This window comes from Streptomyces sp. NBC_00988 (assembly GCF_045162645.1).
In the GTDB taxonomy this organism is placed as follows: domain Bacteria; phylum Actinomycetota; class Actinomycetes; order Streptomycetales; family Streptomycetaceae; genus Streptomyces.
The window spans coordinates 1,291,581-1,309,226 of record NZ_CP108730.1; the positions used below are offsets into that span (position 1 = coordinate 1,291,581).

The 17,646-nt window shown below is 70.6% G+C and carries 15 protein-coding genes; 5 read left to right on the forward strand and 10 right to left on the reverse strand.

The genetic code is table 11. The annotated features are described in order from the left end of the window. Positions 1 to 13 precede the first annotated feature (13 nt). Together OG496_RS06080 and OG496_RS06085 are read left to right on the forward strand one after the other, a co-directional pair. Entirely contained in the window at positions 14 to 1,159 is a 1,146-nt protein-coding gene (locus tag OG496_RS06080; protein WP_366492251.1) for an aminoglycoside phosphotransferase family protein, read from the forward strand. A gap of 311 nt (positions 1,160 to 1,470) precedes the next feature. Further along, the gene (locus OG496_RS06085) at positions 1,471 to 3,441 is read left to right on the forward strand and encodes an N-acetylmuramoyl-L-alanine amidase (RefSeq protein WP_405969905.1); all 1,971 of its coding nucleotides are present in this window, start codon (positions 1,471 to 1,473) and stop codon (positions 3,439 to 3,441) included. A 7-nt stretch (positions 3,442 to 3,448) separates the two neighbouring features. Here OG496_RS06085 and OG496_RS06090 read toward each other — a convergent pair whose 3' ends face one another. Beyond that, a complete protein-coding gene (locus OG496_RS06090) occupies positions 3,449 to 3,946 on the reverse strand; it encodes a hypothetical protein (protein WP_033280692.1) in 498 nt (165 codons plus the stop codon). Between the two features lie 143 nt (positions 3,947 to 4,089). Further along, the gene (locus OG496_RS06095) at positions 4,090 to 6,987 is read right to left on the reverse strand and encodes an AAA family ATPase (protein WP_405969906.1); all 2,898 of its coding nucleotides are present in this window, start codon (positions 6,985 to 6,987) and stop codon (positions 4,090 to 4,092) included. Between the two features lie 237 nt (positions 6,988 to 7,224). On the opposite strand from OG496_RS06095, the gene OG496_RS06100 reads away from it, so the two are divergent. Then, positions 7,225 to 7,878 carry a pyridoxal 5'-phosphate synthase gene (locus tag OG496_RS06100; protein ID WP_405969907.1) on the forward strand — a complete coding sequence of 218 codons (654 nt, stop codon included), beginning with the start codon at positions 7,225 to 7,227 and terminating at the stop codon, positions 7,876 to 7,878. Between the two features lie 76 nt (positions 7,879 to 7,954). On the opposite strand, the gene OG496_RS06105 is transcribed toward OG496_RS06100, so the two are convergent. The 3 genes from OG496_RS06105 to OG496_RS06115 form a co-directional block, all read right to left on the reverse strand. Next, entirely contained in the window at positions 7,955 to 8,860 is a 906-nt protein-coding gene (locus tag OG496_RS06105; protein ID WP_405969908.1) for a universal stress protein, read from the reverse strand. A 186-nt stretch (positions 8,861 to 9,046) separates the two neighbouring features. Beyond that, positions 9,047 to 9,454 (reverse strand): PPOX class F420-dependent oxidoreductase, encoded by a 408-nt coding sequence (locus OG496_RS06110; protein ID WP_405969909.1) that lies wholly within the window; start codon positions 9,452 to 9,454, stop codon positions 9,047 to 9,049. Between the two features lie 14 nt (positions 9,455 to 9,468). Then, the gene (locus OG496_RS06115) at positions 9,469 to 10,071 is read right to left on the reverse strand and encodes a TetR/AcrR family transcriptional regulator (RefSeq protein ID WP_405969910.1); all 603 of its coding nucleotides are present in this window, start codon (positions 10,069 to 10,071) and stop codon (positions 9,469 to 9,471) included. A 158-nt stretch (positions 10,072 to 10,229) separates the two neighbouring features. Between OG496_RS06115 and OG496_RS06120 the strand changes: the two genes are divergently transcribed. Further along, on the forward strand, positions 10,230 to 11,219 hold the full coding sequence (locus tag OG496_RS06120) for an oxidoreductase (RefSeq protein ID WP_405969911.1): 990 nt from the start codon (positions 10,230 to 10,232) through the stop codon (positions 11,217 to 11,219). Positions 11,220 to 11,280: 61 nt separating this feature from the next. Here the strand turns inward: OG496_RS06120 and OG496_RS06125 are convergent, their stop codons facing one another. The 5 genes from OG496_RS06125 to OG496_RS06145 form a co-directional block, all read right to left on the reverse strand. Beyond that, the gene (locus tag OG496_RS06125; protein ID WP_019057879.1) at positions 11,281 to 11,523 is read right to left on the reverse strand and encodes a DUF397 domain-containing protein; all 243 of its coding nucleotides are present in this window, start codon (positions 11,521 to 11,523) and stop codon (positions 11,281 to 11,283) included. Between the two features lie 82 nt (positions 11,524 to 11,605). Next, positions 11,606 to 12,772, reverse strand: coding sequence for a thiolase domain-containing protein (locus OG496_RS06130; protein ID WP_327406278.1), 1,167 nt, complete (start codon positions 12,770 to 12,772; stop codon positions 11,606 to 11,608). Further along, positions 12,769 to 13,833, reverse strand: a complete 1,065-nt coding sequence (locus OG496_RS06135) for a thiolase domain-containing protein (RefSeq protein WP_405969912.1) — start codon at positions 13,831 to 13,833, stop codon at positions 12,769 to 12,771. The genes OG496_RS06130 and OG496_RS06135 overlap by 4 nt, the downstream gene beginning before the upstream one ends. Then, complete coding sequence (locus tag OG496_RS06140; protein WP_366492241.1) at positions 13,833 to 14,789, reverse strand: OB-fold domain-containing protein; 957 nt, start codon at positions 14,787 to 14,789, stop codon at positions 13,833 to 13,835. Before OG496_RS06140 ends, OG496_RS06135 begins: the two co-directional genes overlap by 1 nt. A 138-nt stretch (positions 14,790 to 14,927) precedes the next feature. After that, the gene (locus OG496_RS06145) at positions 14,928 to 15,728 is read right to left on the reverse strand and encodes a crotonase/enoyl-CoA hydratase family protein (RefSeq protein WP_399388763.1); all 801 of its coding nucleotides are present in this window, start codon (positions 15,726 to 15,728) and stop codon (positions 14,928 to 14,930) included. A gap of 167 nt (positions 15,729 to 15,895) precedes the next feature. Between OG496_RS06145 and OG496_RS06150 the strand changes: the two genes are divergently transcribed. Next, the gene (locus OG496_RS06150; protein WP_405969913.1) at positions 15,896 to 17,515 is read left to right on the forward strand and encodes an acyl-CoA synthetase; all 1,620 of its coding nucleotides are present in this window, start codon (positions 15,896 to 15,898) and stop codon (positions 17,513 to 17,515) included. Positions 17,516 to 17,646: the final 131 nt, after the last annotated feature.

Sequence of the window (17,646 nt, forward strand, 5' to 3'; positions counted from 1 at the left end):
ATCTGTATCTCCCATGTACACAGCATCGTCCTCCGTGTCCGCCCCGCCCCGGTCGCTGCACCCCCGCCCGGGCGCCGGCGGCCCCTACCTCGACCCGGCGCGGCCGGCGGCCGCCCCCGTGCTCGGTGCGGGCAGGCCGCGGCGCGTTCCCGGGCTCGGCCCCCAACCCGTCAGCGGGAGACTCGACTTGTCCGGCCCTCAGGGCGCCCAGCTGCGTACGGCGATCGCGTCGGTGCACCGGATCTGCCCGGAGTTCGCTCCGGTGCAGGTGCTACGCCGCAACGGGCGCTCCGTGCTCCTGGTCGGAACGACCGGACGCAGCACGGCCGTTGCGAAGTGTTTACTGGACCACTCCCCCGCGTGGGCCGAGCGGATCCGGCACGAGATAGCCGCATACCGTTCGTTCGTCCGGCACCGCCCGCCGGTGCGGGTGCCGCGGCTGATCGCGGCGGACCCGGACAACTGCACGCTGGTCATCGAGCGGATGCCGGGCCGGGTGGCGGCACTGCACCGGCACCCGGCCGAGGCCCCGCCGCGGGCGGACATCCGGGCGGCGCTCGGCTCGATCTGCCGACTGAACGCCTGGCGGCCGCCGGCGGGCACGTTCGACGCCCCGCTGGACTACGCGGCCCGTATCTCCCGCTTCCACGAGCTGGGGCTGCTCACCGACCGGGACATGGGAGACCTGCAGAAACTGCTGCACGGCATCGCGCACTCGGCGGGCCGCGGCGGGATGGGCCAGTTCTGTCACGGTGACGCCCTGCTGTCCAACATCCTTCTCTCACCGGCCGGTCCAGTGCTGGTGGACTGGGAGCACGCGGGCTGGTACCTGCCGGGCTACGACCTGGCCACGCTGTGGGCGGTCCTCGGGGACGCGCCGGTGGCCCGGCGGCAGATCAGCCAGATCGCGCAGTCGGCGGGACCGGCGTCGCGTGACGCGTTCCTGGTGAACCTGATGCTGGTGCTGACCCGCGAGATCCGTACCTACGAGATGGCCGTGCAGCGTTCGATGCACGACTCGACCCCGGCGGCACCGGGAGTGGTGGCCCACCCGGGTGCTGCGCCGTCCGGCGAGGAACAACGGCTGCTGCTGAGGCGGCTGCACGACGACTGCCAGATGGCCCGCCGGGCCGTGCGTGCGGCGGTCGGCACTCGCTGACGGGGACGACGGTCCGCGGTACGCCCTGCAGCGGCGTACCGCGGGCCGTCGTGTGTCCGGCCGACATATTGTCGACCTCTATGTGTCCGGCCCATATATCTGTCCGGGCCCCGCCGCACTCCCCCATTGGTGTACTCCACTGACGCCCCGCAGGCCCGGACACCACCGCCACGAAACTCCTCGCATCCCGCGTTGACATGGGAAATCGCCTTCCTCTGGGCATGATTGACGGATAGTCGGCCAGCCGGTACCACTGACGCACGCCCGGCCCCGCACGGTTCATGACAATCCCACCGTCCCAGGAGGCTGCATTGCGAGGATCCTCGACCGACCCCACCCGCTCTCCCGGACACAGACGCGCGCGCCGGTCCGCCGGCGCGCTCGCCACCGCCGCCCTGCTGCTGCCCCTGCTGGGCGCGGCCCCCTCGGAGAACGCCACCGACTCCTCCACCGCCACCCTCCAGCGGGCGTTCGCGTCGGCGTCCGCCCAGTACCACGTGCCGCAGACGGTGCTGCTGGCCGTCTCCTACCTCCAGTCCCGCTGGGACACGCACGGCGGAGCGCCCAGCGTGACCGGCGGCTACGGCCCGATGCACCTCACCGACGCCCGCACCGCCCTCGCCGCGACGGAGCACCTGAGCGAGGGCTCCGAGGACCCCCGCGGCGACAGCGCCCGCGCCGCCCTGCATCCCACCGCACAGATCCCGGCGGACTCCCAACTCCCCGCCCGCCTCAAGACGTTGACGAAGGCGGCCGAGCTGACCGGCCTTCCGGCGACCGACCTCCGTACCGACGAGACCGCCAACGTGGCCGGCGGTGCCGCCCTGCTGGCCGACGCCCAGAAGGGCCTCGGTGAGTCGCTGAGCGCGGACCCGGCCGACTGGTACGGCGCGATCGCGCGCTTCTCCGGCGCGGACGACACGGCGACGGCCGCCGCGTATGCCAACGATGTCTACGACGTGATCCACACCGGCGAGGCGCGCACCACGGACGCCGGGCAGCAGGTCGCGCTGGCCGCCCAGCCGGACCTCGCGCCCGACACCGCGCAGCTGAGGGAGACCGGCCTGCGCACGGTCTCCGCCGACGGCACGGAGTGCCCGAAGAAGGTGTCCTGCGAGTGGATCCCGGCACCGTACTCCCAGTTCGGGGACGACGACTACGGCAACCACGACCTGGGCGACCGGCCCGCGTCGCAGAGCATCAAGTACATCGTCATCCATGACACGGAAGGCCAGTGGGCCGGTGTCCTGAACCTGGTCCAGGACCCCACCTATGTGTCGTGGAACTACACGATCCGCTCCACCGACGGTCTCATCGCCCAGCATGTGAAGGCCAAGGACGTGGCCTGGCACGCGGGCAACTGGTACATCAACGCCAAGTCGATCGGCATCGAGCACGAGGGCTTCCTCGCGGCGCCGGACGCCTGGTACACGGAGGCGATGTACCGCTCGTCGGCGCGGCTGGTGTCGTACCTGACGAAGAAGTACGGCATCCCGCTGGACCGGCAGCACATCCTCGGCCACGACAACGTGCCGGGCCCGACCACGTCCACGGTCCCCGGGATGCACACCGACCCGGGCCCGTACTGGGACTGGGCGCACTACTTCGACCTGCTGGGCCACCCCGTCAAGCAGACCGCGAAAAAGGGCGGCGGCCTGGTGACGATCCGCCCCGACTACGCCGGCAACCAGCCGGTGTACACGGGCTGCGTCACCGCCGGCCAGCCGTGCGCGGTGCACGGGTCGAGCGAGGTCCGGCTGTACTCCGGGCCCGGCGAGACCTACCCCCTGATCAAGGACATCGGCCTCGGGACGACCCCCACCACCGGGGTCAACGACCTCTCCTCACGCGTGTCCACCGGGCAGCAGTACGCGGTGGCCGACCGCGCCGGGGACTGGACCGCGATCTGGTACCTGGGTCAGGAGGCCTGGTTCAAGAACCCGAAGAAGCAGCCCACCGCGGTGAAGGCGGCCGGTCTGGTGGTGACGCCGAAGGAGGGTGTGGACAGCGTCCCGGTGTACGGCCGCGCCTACCCGGAGGCCTCGGCCTATCCGGCGGGAGTGCCCGCCCAGGCGATCTCCCCGCTGCCGTACAAACTGCTCAAGGGCCAGAAGTACGTGGTCGGTGACAAGGTGCCCGGCGAGTACTACTACGCGGTCACCTTCACCACCGACTCGCACAAGGTCGTCGTAGGAAAGGATCTCTACTACGAGATCCAGTACGGCCACCGGGTGGAGTTCGTGCGCGCCGCCGACGTGACGGTGGAGCGGTCGAGCCGGTAGCCGTGCCTCAGCCCTGCTGGAACAGTTCCGCCGGGAGCGGTTTCAGCAGGGCGTAGAGGTCGTCCGTGATGGGGCGGTCCCAGGCGGCGATGGTGACCAGGACGTTGTCGCTGCGGTCGAACTGGACGCAGGAGATCCGGCTCTCGGAGAGCTTGAGGCGGCGCACGATCAGCAGGTTGTCGCCCTGCATCACCGGCATGTCCTCGACGCCTACGACGGTCACCTCCTCGTCGTTCTCCAGCGCGAGGAGCAGTTGCGCGACCTCGAACGGGATCTCGTCCTCGGCGACGTCACGGGCCGGGGAGCCCTCCGGCAGATTGCCGATGACCATCGCGGGGCCGCGGCCGCCGAAGAGGTCGTACCGCAGGAACACGCCCTGGCAGGTGCCGTCGGGCGCGGGCAGCAGACCGGCACCCAGGTTGCCGGGCCAGTCGCCCGGGTCCATGGCCAGCACATCGAATTCGGGGCCGGCGGGGGTGGCGCTGCGGCGGCGGAGGAACGACATGCAGCAATGGTACGGGGTGCCGTTCGGCGATGGGCACGTGGTTTGGCGCGGGTTCGTTGTCGGGTGCGGGTGCGTGGGGGCTGAGCGCGCCCACGCGGCGCAGCCGCACATTGAGACAGCCCCGCGCCCCTAGGGGTTCGGCCCTACGTCGGCTGGATCAGTGCCGCTCCCAGGCCTGTGCAGTCCGTGCCCAGTTTTCGGTAGGCCGCCGAGAGCAGGCGTACCGCCGTCTGTTCGTCCGTCTGGAGTTCTACGGCTATTTCGGCGTCCGTGTGGCCTTGGGCTGCCAGGATCGCGGCGGCGCGTTCCTGGGTCGTGAGGGTGTCGGTCTCCGTGCTGTGGAGGCGGCGGGGGCGTAGGCCTGCTGCTGCCAGTTCGGCGCGGGCCGTGTCCGCGAGGCCGTCGGCGCCGCATTGGACGGCTGCGTCGAGGCCTCGGTAGAGGTGGTCGCCGGCTTCCTTGGACCTGCCTGCTCGGCGGAGTTCGGTGCCCAGGGCGACGAGGGCGCAGGCCAACTCGTAGGCGGCCGGGGAGCGTTCGAGGTGGGTGACGGACTCTTCCAGGAGTTTGGCGCGGGCCGAACCGGTGGAGACCTCGGCGGCGACGCGCAGGGCCTGGCCGATGGCGGACGGGGTGCCGAACTGGCGGGCGCGGGCGACCGCTTCGTGGGCGGTGGCGACGGCGCGCTCGGGGGTGTCGTGGCGTTCGGCGCGGGCGAGGTGGAGCTGCCAGGGGCACCAGGCGGGGTTGCGGATGCCGCGCGGGTCCAAACGGCGGCCGGCGGAGGCGAGTTCGGCGGCGGCCTCCTTGGCGAGGCCCCGGGCCAGGAGGAGTTCGCCGTACACGGTCTGGGCGTCCGGGAAGACGACGGCGGCCGGGAAGGGTTCCGCGAAGGCGTGGTCCTCGGCGAGTTGTACGGCTTCGGCGACCCGGCCGCGGGCCAGCAGGACCTCGATGAGGATGCCGGTGCCGTACCAGTAGACGGGGGTGCCGGGTCCGACGCGTTCGGCGAGGCGCAGGCCCGCGCGGGCGAAGTCCTCGGCCTCGGCGAGGCGGCCGCGCCGGTAGCGGAGGTAGCCGAGGAAGGTGTACCCGAAGGACAGGTGCGCGCCGCGCCAGCCCTGTTGTTCGAAGTCGGCGATACCGGTGGCGAAGAGTTCCTCCGCGCGGCCCGGCCGGTCGCAGTACATGAAGGTGAGGGCGACCAGCACCGGCACCTCGAAGCCGCGGTCGGCCTCCGCCCAGCCGAGACCACCACTCAATGCGCGTTCGGCATGGTGCAGGGCCACATGTGCGGGTTCACCACGGAGTACGGCGTCCCAGGTACGCAGGCCGATGATGTACCGCTCGGTGAGGTCGCGGCCCTTGAGACGGTCGGCGAGTTTGGTGAGCCGGCGGGAGCGTGAGGGGTGGTCGGGTTCGTCGGCGCGGAAGGCGTCCCACATGAACTGCTCGGAGACCATGCGCAGTTTGACCCGGGCGTCGTCGGTGACGCGGATCTCGCGGGCGAGCGTGTCGGAGGCCTCGGCGAGTCGGTCGCTGTGGGCGAGGACCTGGGAGAGGCGGTAGACGATGTTCTGCCGCAGACCGGCGTCGCTGATCGGCTCTTCGAGGGCGGCCCGCAGATGGTTGACGGTGGTCGCCGGTTCGGTGAGCAGGGAGGCGCTGCCCAGTTCGTACAGGACGGCGGCCCGGTCGTCGAAGGGCGGGGGTTCGCGCAGGGCGCGGGCGAGGTAGCTGCGGGCCGTGTCGGGGGCGCCCGCGCGCAGGGTCTCACCGGCCGCCGCGCGGAGCTGCTGGACCACCCAGTTGTCGCCGTCGGGGTGGGTCTCCATGAGGTGGCGGGCGGCGGCGGAAGGACCCTGGCCCTCGTTGATGACGCACCAGGCGGCCTGGCCGTGCAGGGCCACGCGGACGCCGGCGGGGATGGCCCGGTAGACGGCGGTGGCGATGAGCGGGTGCACGAATTCGAGGGTGTCCGCCGCGGTCAGCGTGCCGGTGAGGATGCGGGCGCCGCGCAGCGCGTCGACGGCGTCGGCCGCCTCCTCGTGGCCGAGTCCGGCGACGGCTGCGGCGAGCATCGGATGGGGCTCGGTGCCGAGGACCGCGCAGGCCCAGGCGAAACGGACGGTCGAGGTGCCGAGCCGTTCGAGGCGGGTGGTGAGGCCGCTGCCCTTGACGGCGGCGGCGAGGTCGCGCAGTTGGTAGGCCCCGGCCTCGGTGGGGGTCAGGCCCCGGTCGTGGATCTTGGCGGTGAGTTCGACGGTCTCGAAGGGGTTCCCGGCGGTGACGGCCCAGCACTCGTGGCAGAACGCGTCGTCGGCGTGCTCGCCGAGCGTCTCCCGCACCAGGTCGGCCACGGCGGCGACGCTGAGCGGTTCGAGGTCGAGGGGACGTCCGCCGGCCCGGCCGGGCAGTCCCCTCAACGACTCGGCGTGGCCGGGGAGTTCGTCGGGCCGGTAGGCGACCACGACCAGCAGCGGGAGTTGTTCGGCGCGGGGCGCGAACGCGGCCAGCCAGCCCAGGGATTCGGGGTCGGCCCAGTGCGCGTCGTCGAGGACGAGGACCATCGGGCCGCGCTGCACCGCGAGGTGGGTGAGCACCCAGTCGAGCCCGTCGCGCAGACCCTGTTGGTCCGGCGGGGAGCCTTCGGTGGGTGCGCACAGGCCGAGGGCGGGGCCGACGATGTCGTACCAACTGCCCAGCGAGGAGCGGAGATCGGCGTCGGCCGAACCGGCGAACTGCGGCTGCAGCAGCTGTCGGGCGACGTGGAAGGCGACGCGCTGTTCCTGGTCGCCGCCTCGCGCGGAGAGCACGGTGCAGCCCTTGGCGGCGGCGCGACGGCGCACTTCGGCGAGGAGGGTGGTCTTGCCGATGCCGGCCCGTCCAGCGAAGGCGAGCAAGGCACCGCGTGGCCGGTCCTCCGGCTCGCCGCCGTCCGCCCGCAGACCTGTCAGCTCGCCCAACGCCTCGTCCACGGCGGCGAGTTCACTCTCCCGTTCGAAGAGTGTCCTTCTGCTGCGTGCACTCCGCTGCCCCATGCCATACCCCCTGCCACGGTGGTGTGCCCGCGCGGGGAGCGAACGCGCACCGTGAGCTACAGGGACCTCAGCGTACGCTTCCCGAGGGTCGCGCGACCTGGTAGTCGACGAAGGCGTACCGGCCGGTTTCCCTGTGCCACCAGTGACAGCGGAGGCGCGGGCCCCGCTTGATCAAGTCCCGCCCGAGACAGACGATGGGATCACTGCTCTGCCCCTCAGGTTCGGAGGCGAACGTCGATGGACGATCTACGTCAACTGCTGCGCGACCTGGAGGTCTTCGCGGGCGAACTGCCCGTCTTCGATCCCTTGGCCGCGCCGGACACCCCGTCCGAGCTGTTCACCGAGTGGCTGTTGGGGGCGCTGGAGGCCGGGGTGCGCGAGCCGCAGGCGATGACGGTCTCGACAGCAGGCGCCGACGGCAACCCGTCGGCAAGGACCTTGATCCTCAAGGGCGTTGGACCCGACGGCTGGCGGTTCGCATCGGACGGCGGCAGCGTCAAGGCCCGCGACCTCGCCCAACGGCCTTTCGCCGCGCTGACGTTCTACTGGTCGCCGCTCGCCCGCCAGGTCCGCGTGCGCGGTCCCGTCGTGGCGGCGGGCGAGGCGGACAGCGCGGCGGACTTCCTGGCCCGGAGCACCGGCGCCCGAGCGGAGGCGCTGGTCGGCCGCCAGTCGCAGCCGCTGGCGGACCTCGCCGAACGGGACGCGGCGGTCAAGGAGTCACTGGAACGCCTTGAGGACGAGCCGGACCTCGTGGCCCCCGGCTGGACCCTGCACACCGTGCGCCCGGATTCGGTCGAGTTCTGGCAGGGCGACAAGGAGCCTCGGCACACACGGCTCGTGTACGTCCGCGAAGGCGAGGGGTGGCGCAGGCAGTTGCTGTGGCCGTGACCACCGACCTGCTTGCCGGTGCGGCACACACGGCACGACACCGTCGAGCAAGTCACCGTAGAGACAAGGGACTTGCTCACTCCTCCAACGCCGTCGGCGGCACCACCGCGACCGGGCTCGCCGCGTGCAGCAGGACCGCCTGGGTGACCGAGCCGAGGAGTCGGGCCGGGGACAGCAGGCGGCGGCGATGGCGGCCCACGACGACGAGGTCCGCGTCCTTGGAGGCGGCGACGAGGTGGCCGGCCGCGTCGCCCGGGGCGACGTACGGCTCGGTGGGGACGTCCGGGTGGTGTTCGCGGTGCGGGGCGAGGAGGGCGTCGGTGAGGGTGCGGGTCTCGTTCTCGATGGCGTCCTGGTCGATGACCGGCGGGACGAGTTCGCCGGGGGACGCCCAGGCCTGCGGCGGCCACGGGTAGGCGGCGACGACCTGGAGGCGGGCTCCGCGCAGGGCGGCCTCGGCGAAGGCGAAGGCGAGGGTGGTCTCGTCGGGGCTGTCCACGTGCAGGCCGACGACCACGCGGGGTCCGGGTCCGGCCGGCATCGCGCCGTGCACCTCGCGGCCGGGCCTGGGCACGACGACGACGGGGCAGGCCGCGTCGCGGGCGGCGGCCATGCCGTTCGAGCCGAGCAGCAGGCTGGCGAAGCCGCCGCGGCCACGCGAGCCGAGCACCAACAGCTGTGCGGTGGAGCCGAGTTCGGGCAGTACGGCGCCCGGTGCGCCCTGCAGCCCGAGGTACTCCATGACCGGCCGGTCGGCCCGCCCCTCGACATGCGTACGGACCTGGTCGAGCACCTCGTCCTCGTCCGGCTCCGGCGGTCCGGCGACCAGGACGCCGGGCGGTGTCCAGGCGGCGGCGTACTGCCACACATGTACGACCCGCAACGGCGCCCCGCGTCCACGGGCCGCGTCGAGGGCCCAGTCCAGGGCGCGCAGGCTGTCGTCCGAACCGTCGACCGCCGCGATGACCGGCAGGGTGCTCATGGGTTCCTCAACTCCGGAGTAACGGGACCTTCCCCCTCCGGGGCCAGCCTGGCTCAGGCACTGGCTCCGGAAGGGCTATCAAGGTCGCGTGTCCGGAAAATCAGGTGCGACACCCCTTCTACGTGCTCGCCTCGCAGAGTGTGGCGTTCTGCGGGTGCAAGGACCGTGACGTGAGATGCGTGCCGATCACGAGTCGACGGTGACGGCGATGGCCACGAGTAGGCGTTCGCGGCCCAGGGCCCGGTCGAGGAGGTGCACCATGCGGTACATGAAGAAGCGTCGCCTCATCAACTCTTGGACGCGGGCGGTCTCCGCGGGTTCCAGGAGCCGGGCGGTCGCCCGCACGGCGGGTACACCGACGGGGACGGTGCCCTTCATGTTGCACGGGGCGATGGCCACTTGAGGGTTGTTGCGGATCCGCTTGACCTTCCCGGTCTCCGGCGGTGTCAGGACGTAGAGGGCGCCGTCCTGCACGAGGCCGCCGACGGGGGTGGGGACGGCCTGGCCGTTGCGGCGGAAGGTGGTCAGGCTGACGTGGCTGCCCTTGCCGATGCGGTCGAGAGCCTGGTCGAAGTCGCTGCGCGGGGTGGTCATGCGCGTCTCCAGACCTAGCGGGTTCTCCGGTCGGCGAGGACACGGGCCGTGCGTGCGGCCTGCTCCTCGACGGAGGACCGGGTGTTCCAGCGGCCGGGCAGCATGTCCTGCTGCTGGAACAGGGCCAGGCCGTGAGCTGCGGCGGCGACCTGGACGAGCAGTTCGAACGCCTCGTCCGGGTCGGGGGCGATGCGGCTCGTGACGGGCATCAGGTCGTCGTGCAAGGCACCTCCCGCCGCGGCCAGTTCGGGGTGCCGGCTCTTGTCGAGGCCCGCCAGGAAGGTGATGTCGAAGAGGGCGCGCTCCTCGGCGGCGAACCGCACATAGGCCGTCGCGAAGGCCGCCAACTGCTCGACCGGATCCGCGTGCGCGGCAAGCGCGATGCGGTAGCGGCGCCGCTGCTCCTGGTAGCCCTTCAGAGCCAGCGAGGCCAGCAGTGCCTCCCGGTCGCTGAAGTGCTTGTAGGGGGCCGACACGCTCACCCCGGCCCTCCGGCACGCCTCGGCGAGGGTGAACCCGTGCGGGCCACGCTCGCCGACCAGGGCGAGGGCCGCCTCCTCCAGCGCGTTGCGCAGATCTCCGTGGTGCGTGCCGGTGGGACGCCGTTTGACTGCCATGCCGACAAGGTTAACACTATTAACCACAGGTGAATGCTATTCACCTTCGACGGCGAGCGAGCCGTCGGGCGAGCAAACGAACGGGCAGGCAGGCAGGCAGGCCATGGTTGCCGCCCCCTCGCGGCCACCCAGTCCCCGTACTACTCCTGGAGGAACCGATGACCGGATCGAACCCCGCGCACTGGACACCCCGGAACATCCCCGACCAGCACGGCCGCACCGCCGTGATCACAGGTGCCAACACCGGCATCGGATTCGAGACGGCCAAGGCCCTCGCCCTGCGCGGGGCAGAAGTGGTCCTGGCGGTACGGGACACCGACAAGGGCAAGCGCGCGGCGGAGGAGATCACTCTCGTCGCGCCGACGGCACGGGTGCACGTCCAGCGGCTCGACCTGAGTTCACTCGCCTCGGTCCGTGACGCGGCCGGGGAACTGAGAGACACCTACGCCCGGATCGACCTGCTGATCAACAACGCCGGCGTGATGTACACGCCGTACCGGACGACCTCGGACGGCTACGAGCTCCAGTTCGGAACCAACCACCTGGGGCACTTCGCCCTGACCGGGCTGCTGCTGGACCTGCTGCCGGCCTCGCCCGCCTCCCGAGTCGTCACGGTCAGCAGCGCGGGCCACCGCATGGGCGGCCCCATCGATCTCGATGATCTCGACTGGCGCAGACGCCCCTACGACCGGACCGCCGCGTACGGGCACTCCAAGCTGGCCAACCTGCTGTTCACCTACGAGCTCGACCACAGACTGCCCGCCGGCGGGCCGCTGGCCGTCGCCGCGCATCCCGGCGGCGCCGACACCACCGGCTCCCGAAGCGCGATGTCGCACTCCTCCGCCCTCACCCGCACAGCTTTCGCGGCGATCCGACCGCTGCTCCTCCAGTCCCCCGAGAGGGGAGCACTGCCCGTGCTGCGCGCCGCGACCGACCCGGACGTGCGGGGCGGTGAGTACTACGGCCCCCGCGGATTCCAGCAGAGCAAGGGGTACCCCAAGGTGGTCCGCTCCAGCCCGCAGTCGTACGACACGTCGCTGCAACGCCGCCTGTGGGCGCTCTCCCAGGACATGACCGGCATCGAGTTTCCTGCGGAACCGGAGGCGGCCGCGAACGGCACGCAGCCCGGCCGCCACCCTCACGAGTGAAGGCCGGGCTGAAGAAGCCTGTGCGCACTTCCCCCGATGGTTCGCCGGGGAACCTCCACCGTCAGGTGAGGTCGAACTCCCCTTCCCGCGCCCCCGACACGAACGCGCCCCATTCCGCGGGCGTGAAGATCAAGGAAGGGCTTTCCGGGCGGCCGCTGTTGCGCATCGCGATGAATCCCTCGACAAAAGCGATCTGGACATCCCCCAGTCCACGGCTGCCTGAGTGCCAATCGGCGTCACTGAGGTCCAGCTCCGGCTTGTCCCAGCCCGCAAGCGGGTGCTGCTGGATGGTGCTCTCGGCCACGTCCGTGCTCCTCCCGATTCGTCGTCCGCGGCCAGCCTAGCGATCGGTTTCTGATGCCAACAGGCCACGTGAGGGGGACCTTTCAGGAGGCGGGGGGTTCGCTGCCCACGAGCCACATCGAGAAGAACTGGGATCCGCCGCCGTAGGCGTGCCCGAGAACCCGTCGAGCGCCTTCCACCTGGTGTTCTCCGGCTTGCCCGCGAACCTGGAGGGCGGCCTCCGCGAAGCGGATCATGCCCGAGGCGCCGATCGGATTGGTGGAAAGCACACCCCCTGACATGTTCACGGGGAGGTCGCCGTCCAGCTCGGTCACGCCCGATTCGGTGAGTTTCCAGCCCTCTCCCTCCTCGGCGAATCCGAGGTTCTCCAGCCACATGGGCTCGTACCAGGAGAACGGCACGTACATCTCCACGGCGTCGATGTCCCGGCGTGGGTCGGCGATCCCGGCCTGCCGGTACACGTCGGCGGCGCAATCCTTGCCGGCCTGGGGCGACACACAGTCCTTTCCGGCGAACAGTGTGGGTTCACTCCGCATGGCGCCCCCATGCATCCAGGCCGCCGGACGTGGTGCGCGAGCCGCTCCCGCCCGGTCGGTGAGGACCATCGCACAGGCGCCGTCCGAGGAGGGGCAGGTCTCCGAGTACCGGATCGGGTCCCACAACATCGGCGAGGCCTGGACCTTCTCCAGCGTGATGTCGTGCTCGTGGAGATGCGCGTACGGGTTCTTCAGCGCGTTGCGCCGGTCCTTGTACGCCACCAGCGAGCCGACCGTGTCGGGCGCCCCGGTGCGCCGCATATAGGCGCGTACATGCGGCGCGAAGAACCCGCCCGCACCTGCCAACAACGGCTGCGTGAAGGGAATCGGCAGGGACAGCCCCCACATGGCGTTCGACTCGGACTGCTTCTCGAAGGCGAGGGTGAGGACGGTGCCGTGGACTCGCGCCGCGACGAGATTCGCCGCGACGAGTGCAGTCGACCCGCCCACCGACCCGGCGGTGTGCACCCGCAGCATGGGCTTTCCCACGGCGCCCAGCGCGTCGGCGAGATACAGCTCGGGCATCATGACACCCTCGAAGAAGTCGGGCGCCTTCCCGATGACGACCGCGTCGATGTCGGCCCACGTCAACTCGGCGTCGTCCAGCGCCCGTTGGGCCGCCTCCCGCACCAGCCCGGCAATCGACACGTCCCGCCGCGCGGCGACATGCTTGGTCTGGCCGATCCCTACGACGGCCACGGGCTCCTTGCTCATCGCGGATCCCCTTCGAGTACGGCGACCAGGTTCTGTTGCAGACAGGGGCCGGAGGTGGCGTGGGCGAGCGCCCGGTCGGACTCGCCCCGGTGGATGCGAGCGGCGGCCTCACCGATGCGGATGAGCCCGGCGGCCATGACCGGGTTGGCGGCGAGGGCGCCCCCGGACGGGTTGACGCGCACGTCGTCACCGAGGCGCAGCGCCTTGCGCAGGACGACTTCCTGCGCGGTGAACGGCGCGTGCAACTCGGCGGTGTCGACGGGCCGTTCGAACGCACCGGCCCTCTCGGCGGCCAGCCGGGTGGACGGCGAGTCGGTCAACTCCCGTACGCCCAGCCCGTGTGCCTCGATACGGTGGTCAATTCCCCTGATCCAGGCGGGCCGTTCGCACAGCTCGCGGGCCCGGTCTCCGGCAGCGAGGATCACGGCGGCGGCACCGTCACCGACCGGCGGACAGTCGCCGGTGCGCAACGGCCGTACGACATAGTCGCCCTGCGGCACCGAACCCCGCACCTGCGCATGGGAGTTGGCGCTGGCGTCCGTCCGGCTGCGGGCCGCGACGGCGGCGAGGGCGGGTTCGTCGGTGTCGCCCGCGTCGATGAGGGCCTGGGCCTGGAGGGCGGCGAGCGCAACGGAGTCCGGCCAGAGGGGGGCGACGTAGTACGGGTCGAGCTGCCGGGTCAGGACGTCGCGCATCGAGCCCGGGGAAGACTTGCCGTACGAGTAGACGAGCGCGGTGTCGGCGTCGCCAGTAAGCAGCTTGGTCCACGCCTCGTAGAGCGCCCAGGCGCCGTCCATCTCGACGTGCGACTCGGAGATCGGCGGCCAGGCGCCGACGCCGTCGAGGGCCATGGTGAAGGAGAAGGCGCGGCCGGCCAGGTAGTCGCTGGAGCCTGAGCAGGTGAAGTCGATGTCGGCGGTCTTCAGGCCGGTCTGTTCGAGGACGCCGTGCAGGACCGGCATCAGCATCTCCACCTCGGAGAGCTCGTCGGTGGTGCGCCGGTGGTCGGTCTGCGCGAAGGCGACGACGGCGATCTCCCGTATCGCAGCGGCTCCTTGCATCACAGCAGCTCCTTGTAGACGTCGTAGTCCGCGTCGGGTTCGCCGGTAGGCCGGTAGTGGTCCGGATAACGGCCGCCCTCGCTCCACACCGGCTCAACCCGCAGCCCCATGCGCACCTGGTCGTACGGAATCCCGCCGATGCGTCCGTGCAGCGCGAGGTCGGCGCCGTCGAGGGCGATGTGCGCGTAGACGTACGGCACTTCGATGTCGAGGTTCTTCGCCTTGATGTTGACGATGCAGAACGTGGTCACAGTGCCGCCCGGACCCACTTCGACATGTTCCGCTGTGGCGACACCACATGTGGGACACGCACCCCTCGGCGGGACGTACACCTTCCGGCAGGAGGGGCAGCGTTCGCCGACGGTCCGTTGTTCGGAGAGCGCGCGGATGTAATCGGTCTGGGCACGGCCGGGCGAGTAGACGTAGTCGAGGCGCGCGGGCGCCACGATGCCGGTGACCATGTCCTCGAACTCGCCGCTGTGGGCGGCGGGTTGGTGTCCCTCGTCGCCTCCGCCCTCATCCTCGTACGGCTCGAAGCAGGCGATGTCCGTGATGGCGCCGGTGCGTTCCTCGGCCCAGCGGACGCGGACGCGCATGCCGGTGCGGACGGTGTCGGGGCCGGGCGCGTCCAGGGCGTGCAGGAGGGCGGTGTCGGCACCGTCGAGCCGGACCAGGACCCAGGCGAAGGGGGTGTCGAGGGGCTGCCCGCGCCGGGGTTCGTGGTTCCAGGCCCAGGTGGTGACCGTGCCGATGGCACCGACCTCGACGAGATCGCGAATCTCCTCGGCGGTAACGGGGTCGTACTCGACAGGAGGGACGAGGGTCCGGCCGTCACCGGTCTTCACCCCGAGGACAACGCGTTCGCGCAGCCCGGTGAGGAACGCGCTCTGGACGGGCCCGAGGGAACGGGTGAAGGGAAATTCGAGGACGAGAGGGGCTTTGAGTACTTCGGGCACAGCATCTCCTCACTGGACAAACGGGGTTGCGCGGATCTCCCCAGGGGCACGGGGCTGTGTCGTACAGGCGGCTCCGCCGCGTGGGCGCGACCAGCCACAACGAACCCGCGGACGAGAACCGACCGACCAGCACAACGCCTACGCCCGCTTGTAGACGGGCGCCCGCTTCTCCGCAAAGGCACGGGCCCCCTCCTTCGCGTCGGCGGTATCGAAGATCGGCCAGCCGCGCTTGAGTTCGGCCGCGAGACCCTCCGTCTCGGTCAGCTCCGCCGTCTCATACACCGACGCCTTGACCGCCTCGACAGCCAACGGCCCACACCCGTTGACGAGTTCGGCGATCTCCAGCGCCTTGGCAAGCGCCGTACCGTCCGGCACGACATGTCCGACGAGACCGACGTCCGCCGCCTCCCGCGCGCTGTACGGACGCCCGGTCAGCAGCATCTCCAGCGCATGCGTACGCGGAATCTGCCGCTGGAGACGGACAGTTGAGCCACCGATCGGGAAGAGCCCGCGTTTGACCTCGAAGAGCCCGAACGTCGCGGACTCCCCCGCGACCCGGATGTCGGTGCCCTGGAGGATCTCCGTACCGCCGGCCACGCAGTACCCCTCGACCGCGGCGATCACCGGTTTGCGGGGCCGGTGGTGGCGCAGCATCGCCTTCCAGTGCAGATCCGGATCAGCCGTGAGCCGATCGCGATACTGCTGCCCCTCCATGCCCTTGCCGGCCAGCGCCTTGAGGTCCATGCCCGCGCAGAACGCGCCCCCCGCCCCGGTCAGCACGATCGAGCGGATCGCGTCGTCCGCGTCGGCCTCGATCCAGCCGTCGTAGAGGCCGACCAGCATGGGCAACGAGAGCGCGTTCTTGGCCTCGGGCCTGTTGAGCGTGAGCACCAGTGTGGCGCCCTCGCGCCGCACGGTCAGGTGTTCCGTACCGCTCATGGTCGTCCTCCCGTCGCCGTACCGCCTCCGGAACGAGAACAGGTTGCAGGAGGCGCCCTGCCAGTACAAGGGGTTTCTGACACTCAGTCAGATTTCTTCTGCGCGGACCCTTCACAGTTGCCGCGCCCTTTGCTCTGATGACCGGCGAACCGACGTCAGGAGGAGTGGTGGAGTACAACATTGCCGACCTGTTCGAGTCGGTCGTCGACGTGGTCCCGGACCGCGAGGCGCTCGTGTACATCGACCACCCGGGCACAGGTGCGGAACGCCGCCTGACCTACGCGGAGTTGGACGCGGCCGCGAACCGCGTCGCCCATCATCTGATCGCCACCGGGATACGCCCTGGCGAGCACCTCGGGCTCCATCTCTACAACGGCATCGAGTACTTGCAGACGGTGCTGGGCTGTCTCAAGGCGCGGGTCGTCCCGGTCAACGTCAACTACCGCTATGTCGAAGAGGAGTTGGTGTACCTCTACCGGGACGCCGATCTCGTGGCGCTGGTCTTCGACACGGAGTTCACCGAGCGGGTGGCGGCCGCGCTGCCGCGTGCGGAGCAACTCCGGCACCTGGTACGGGTGGGAGCGGCGCCGGAGGACGGACCGGACGTGTCCGCCGTGGCCTTCACGGACGTCGAAGCCGCCGGGTCTCCCGAGCGCGGGTTCCCGGCGCGGTCGGCGGACGACCAGTTCATCATCTACACCGGCGGTACGACCGGGATGCCCAAGGGTGTGATGTGGCGCCAGGAGGACCTGTTCTTCTCGGGGCTCGGCGGTGGTGCGCCGACCGGTGAACCGGTCAAGAAACCCGAGGAGTTGGCCGAGCGGGTCGCGGCCGGCGGGGCGGGGATCACGTTCTTCCCCACTCCCCCGCTGATGCACGGCACGTCCACGCTCACCGCGTTCATCGGCTTCAACTTCGGCCAACGCATCGTGATCCACCGCAAGTTCGTGCCGGAGGAGGTGCTGCGGACCGTGGAGAAGGAGAAGGTCACCAGCATGTCCCTGGTCGGTGACGCGATGCTGCGGCCGCTCATCGACGCCCTCAACGGGCCGATGAAGGGCACCGATTGCTCGTCGATGTTCAGCGTCTCGTCGTCGGGCGCGATCATGTCGGAGACGGTGCGGCGGCAGTTCCAGGAGCTGCTCCCGAACACGATGCTGCTGAACAACTACGGTTCGTCCGAGTCCGGGTTCAACGGCACGGCGACGGCCGACTCCGGGGCCGGGAAGTCGTTCCGCATCCGCGTCAACTCGCGCACCCAAGTGGTCGATCCGGCTACGTACGAACCGGTCGCCGTCGGTGAGATCGGCCGGGTCGCCCAGTGCGGTCACGTACCGCTCGGCTACTACAACGATCCGAGGAAAACCGCCGAGACCTTCTTCGAGAAGGACGGCCGGCGCTGGGTCCTGCTCGGCGACATGGCGACCGTGGACGAGGAGGGCGTCGTCACGGTTCTCGGGCGCGGCTCGCAGTGCATCAACACCGGTGGGGAGAAGGTGTATCCGGAGGAGGTCGAGCAGGCGCTCAAGTCGCATCCGGATGTCTACGACGCGCTGGTGGCCGGGGTGCCGGACGTGCGGTGGGGCAACCATGTGGCCGCCGTCGTACAACTGCGGTCGGGTGCGGAAAGGCTGTCCCTGGACGAGATCCAGACGCACTGCCGCACCCATCTCGCCGGCTACAAGATCCCGCGCCAGTTGGTGATCTCGGAGTCCATCCAGCGGTCGCCGAGCGGCAAGGCGGACTACCGGTGGGCGCGGGAGGTGGCGGTCGCCGCAGATCAGTGAGTCAACAGTGGGTCAACGCGCAGGCCGGGTTGAACTGACGGTAGCGTGCGCCCGTACTGGTGGTGACGGATGTGGTGGCCCGGGCCAGGTCCGCCATGCCGTCACCGGGCTCAGCACGGAAGGACGTTCGG

Coding starts and splice junctions, on each gene's coding strand:
- OG496_RS06080 (WP_366492251.1), top strand. CDS start 14: ATGTACACAGCATCGTCCTCCGTGTCCGCCCCGCCCCGGTCGCTGCAC.
- OG496_RS06090 (WP_033280692.1), bottom strand. CDS start 3,946: ATGTCGTTCCTCCGCCGCCGCAGCGCCACCCCCGCCGGCCCCGAATTC.
- OG496_RS06095 (WP_405969906.1), bottom strand. CDS start 6,987: ATGGGGCAGCGGAGTGCACGCAGCAGAAGGACACTCTTCGAACGGGAG.
- OG496_RS06100 (WP_405969907.1), top strand. CDS start 7,225: ATGGACGATCTACGTCAACTGCTGCGCGACCTGGAGGTCTTCGCGGGC.
- OG496_RS06105 (WP_405969908.1), bottom strand. CDS start 8,860: ATGAGCACCCTGCCGGTCATCGCGGCGGTCGACGGTTCGGACGACAGC.
- OG496_RS06110 (WP_405969909.1), bottom strand. CDS start 9,454: ATGACCACCCCGCGCAGCGACTTCGACCAGGCTCTCGACCGCATCGGC.
- OG496_RS06115 (WP_405969910.1), bottom strand. CDS start 10,071: ATGGCAGTCAAACGGCGTCCCACCGGCACGCACCACGGAGATCTGCGC.
- OG496_RS06120 (WP_405969911.1), top strand. CDS start 10,230: ATGACCGGATCGAACCCCGCGCACTGGACACCCCGGAACATCCCCGAC.
- OG496_RS06130 (WP_327406278.1), bottom strand. CDS start 12,772: ATGAGCAAGGAGCCCGTGGCCGTCGTAGGGATCGGCCAGACCAAGCAT.
- OG496_RS06135 (WP_405969912.1), bottom strand. CDS start 13,833: ATGCAAGGAGCCGCTGCGATACGGGAGATCGCCGTCGTCGCCTTCGCG.
- OG496_RS06145 (WP_399388763.1), bottom strand. CDS start 15,728: ATGAGCGGTACGGAACACCTGACCGTGCGGCGCGAGGGCGCCACACTG.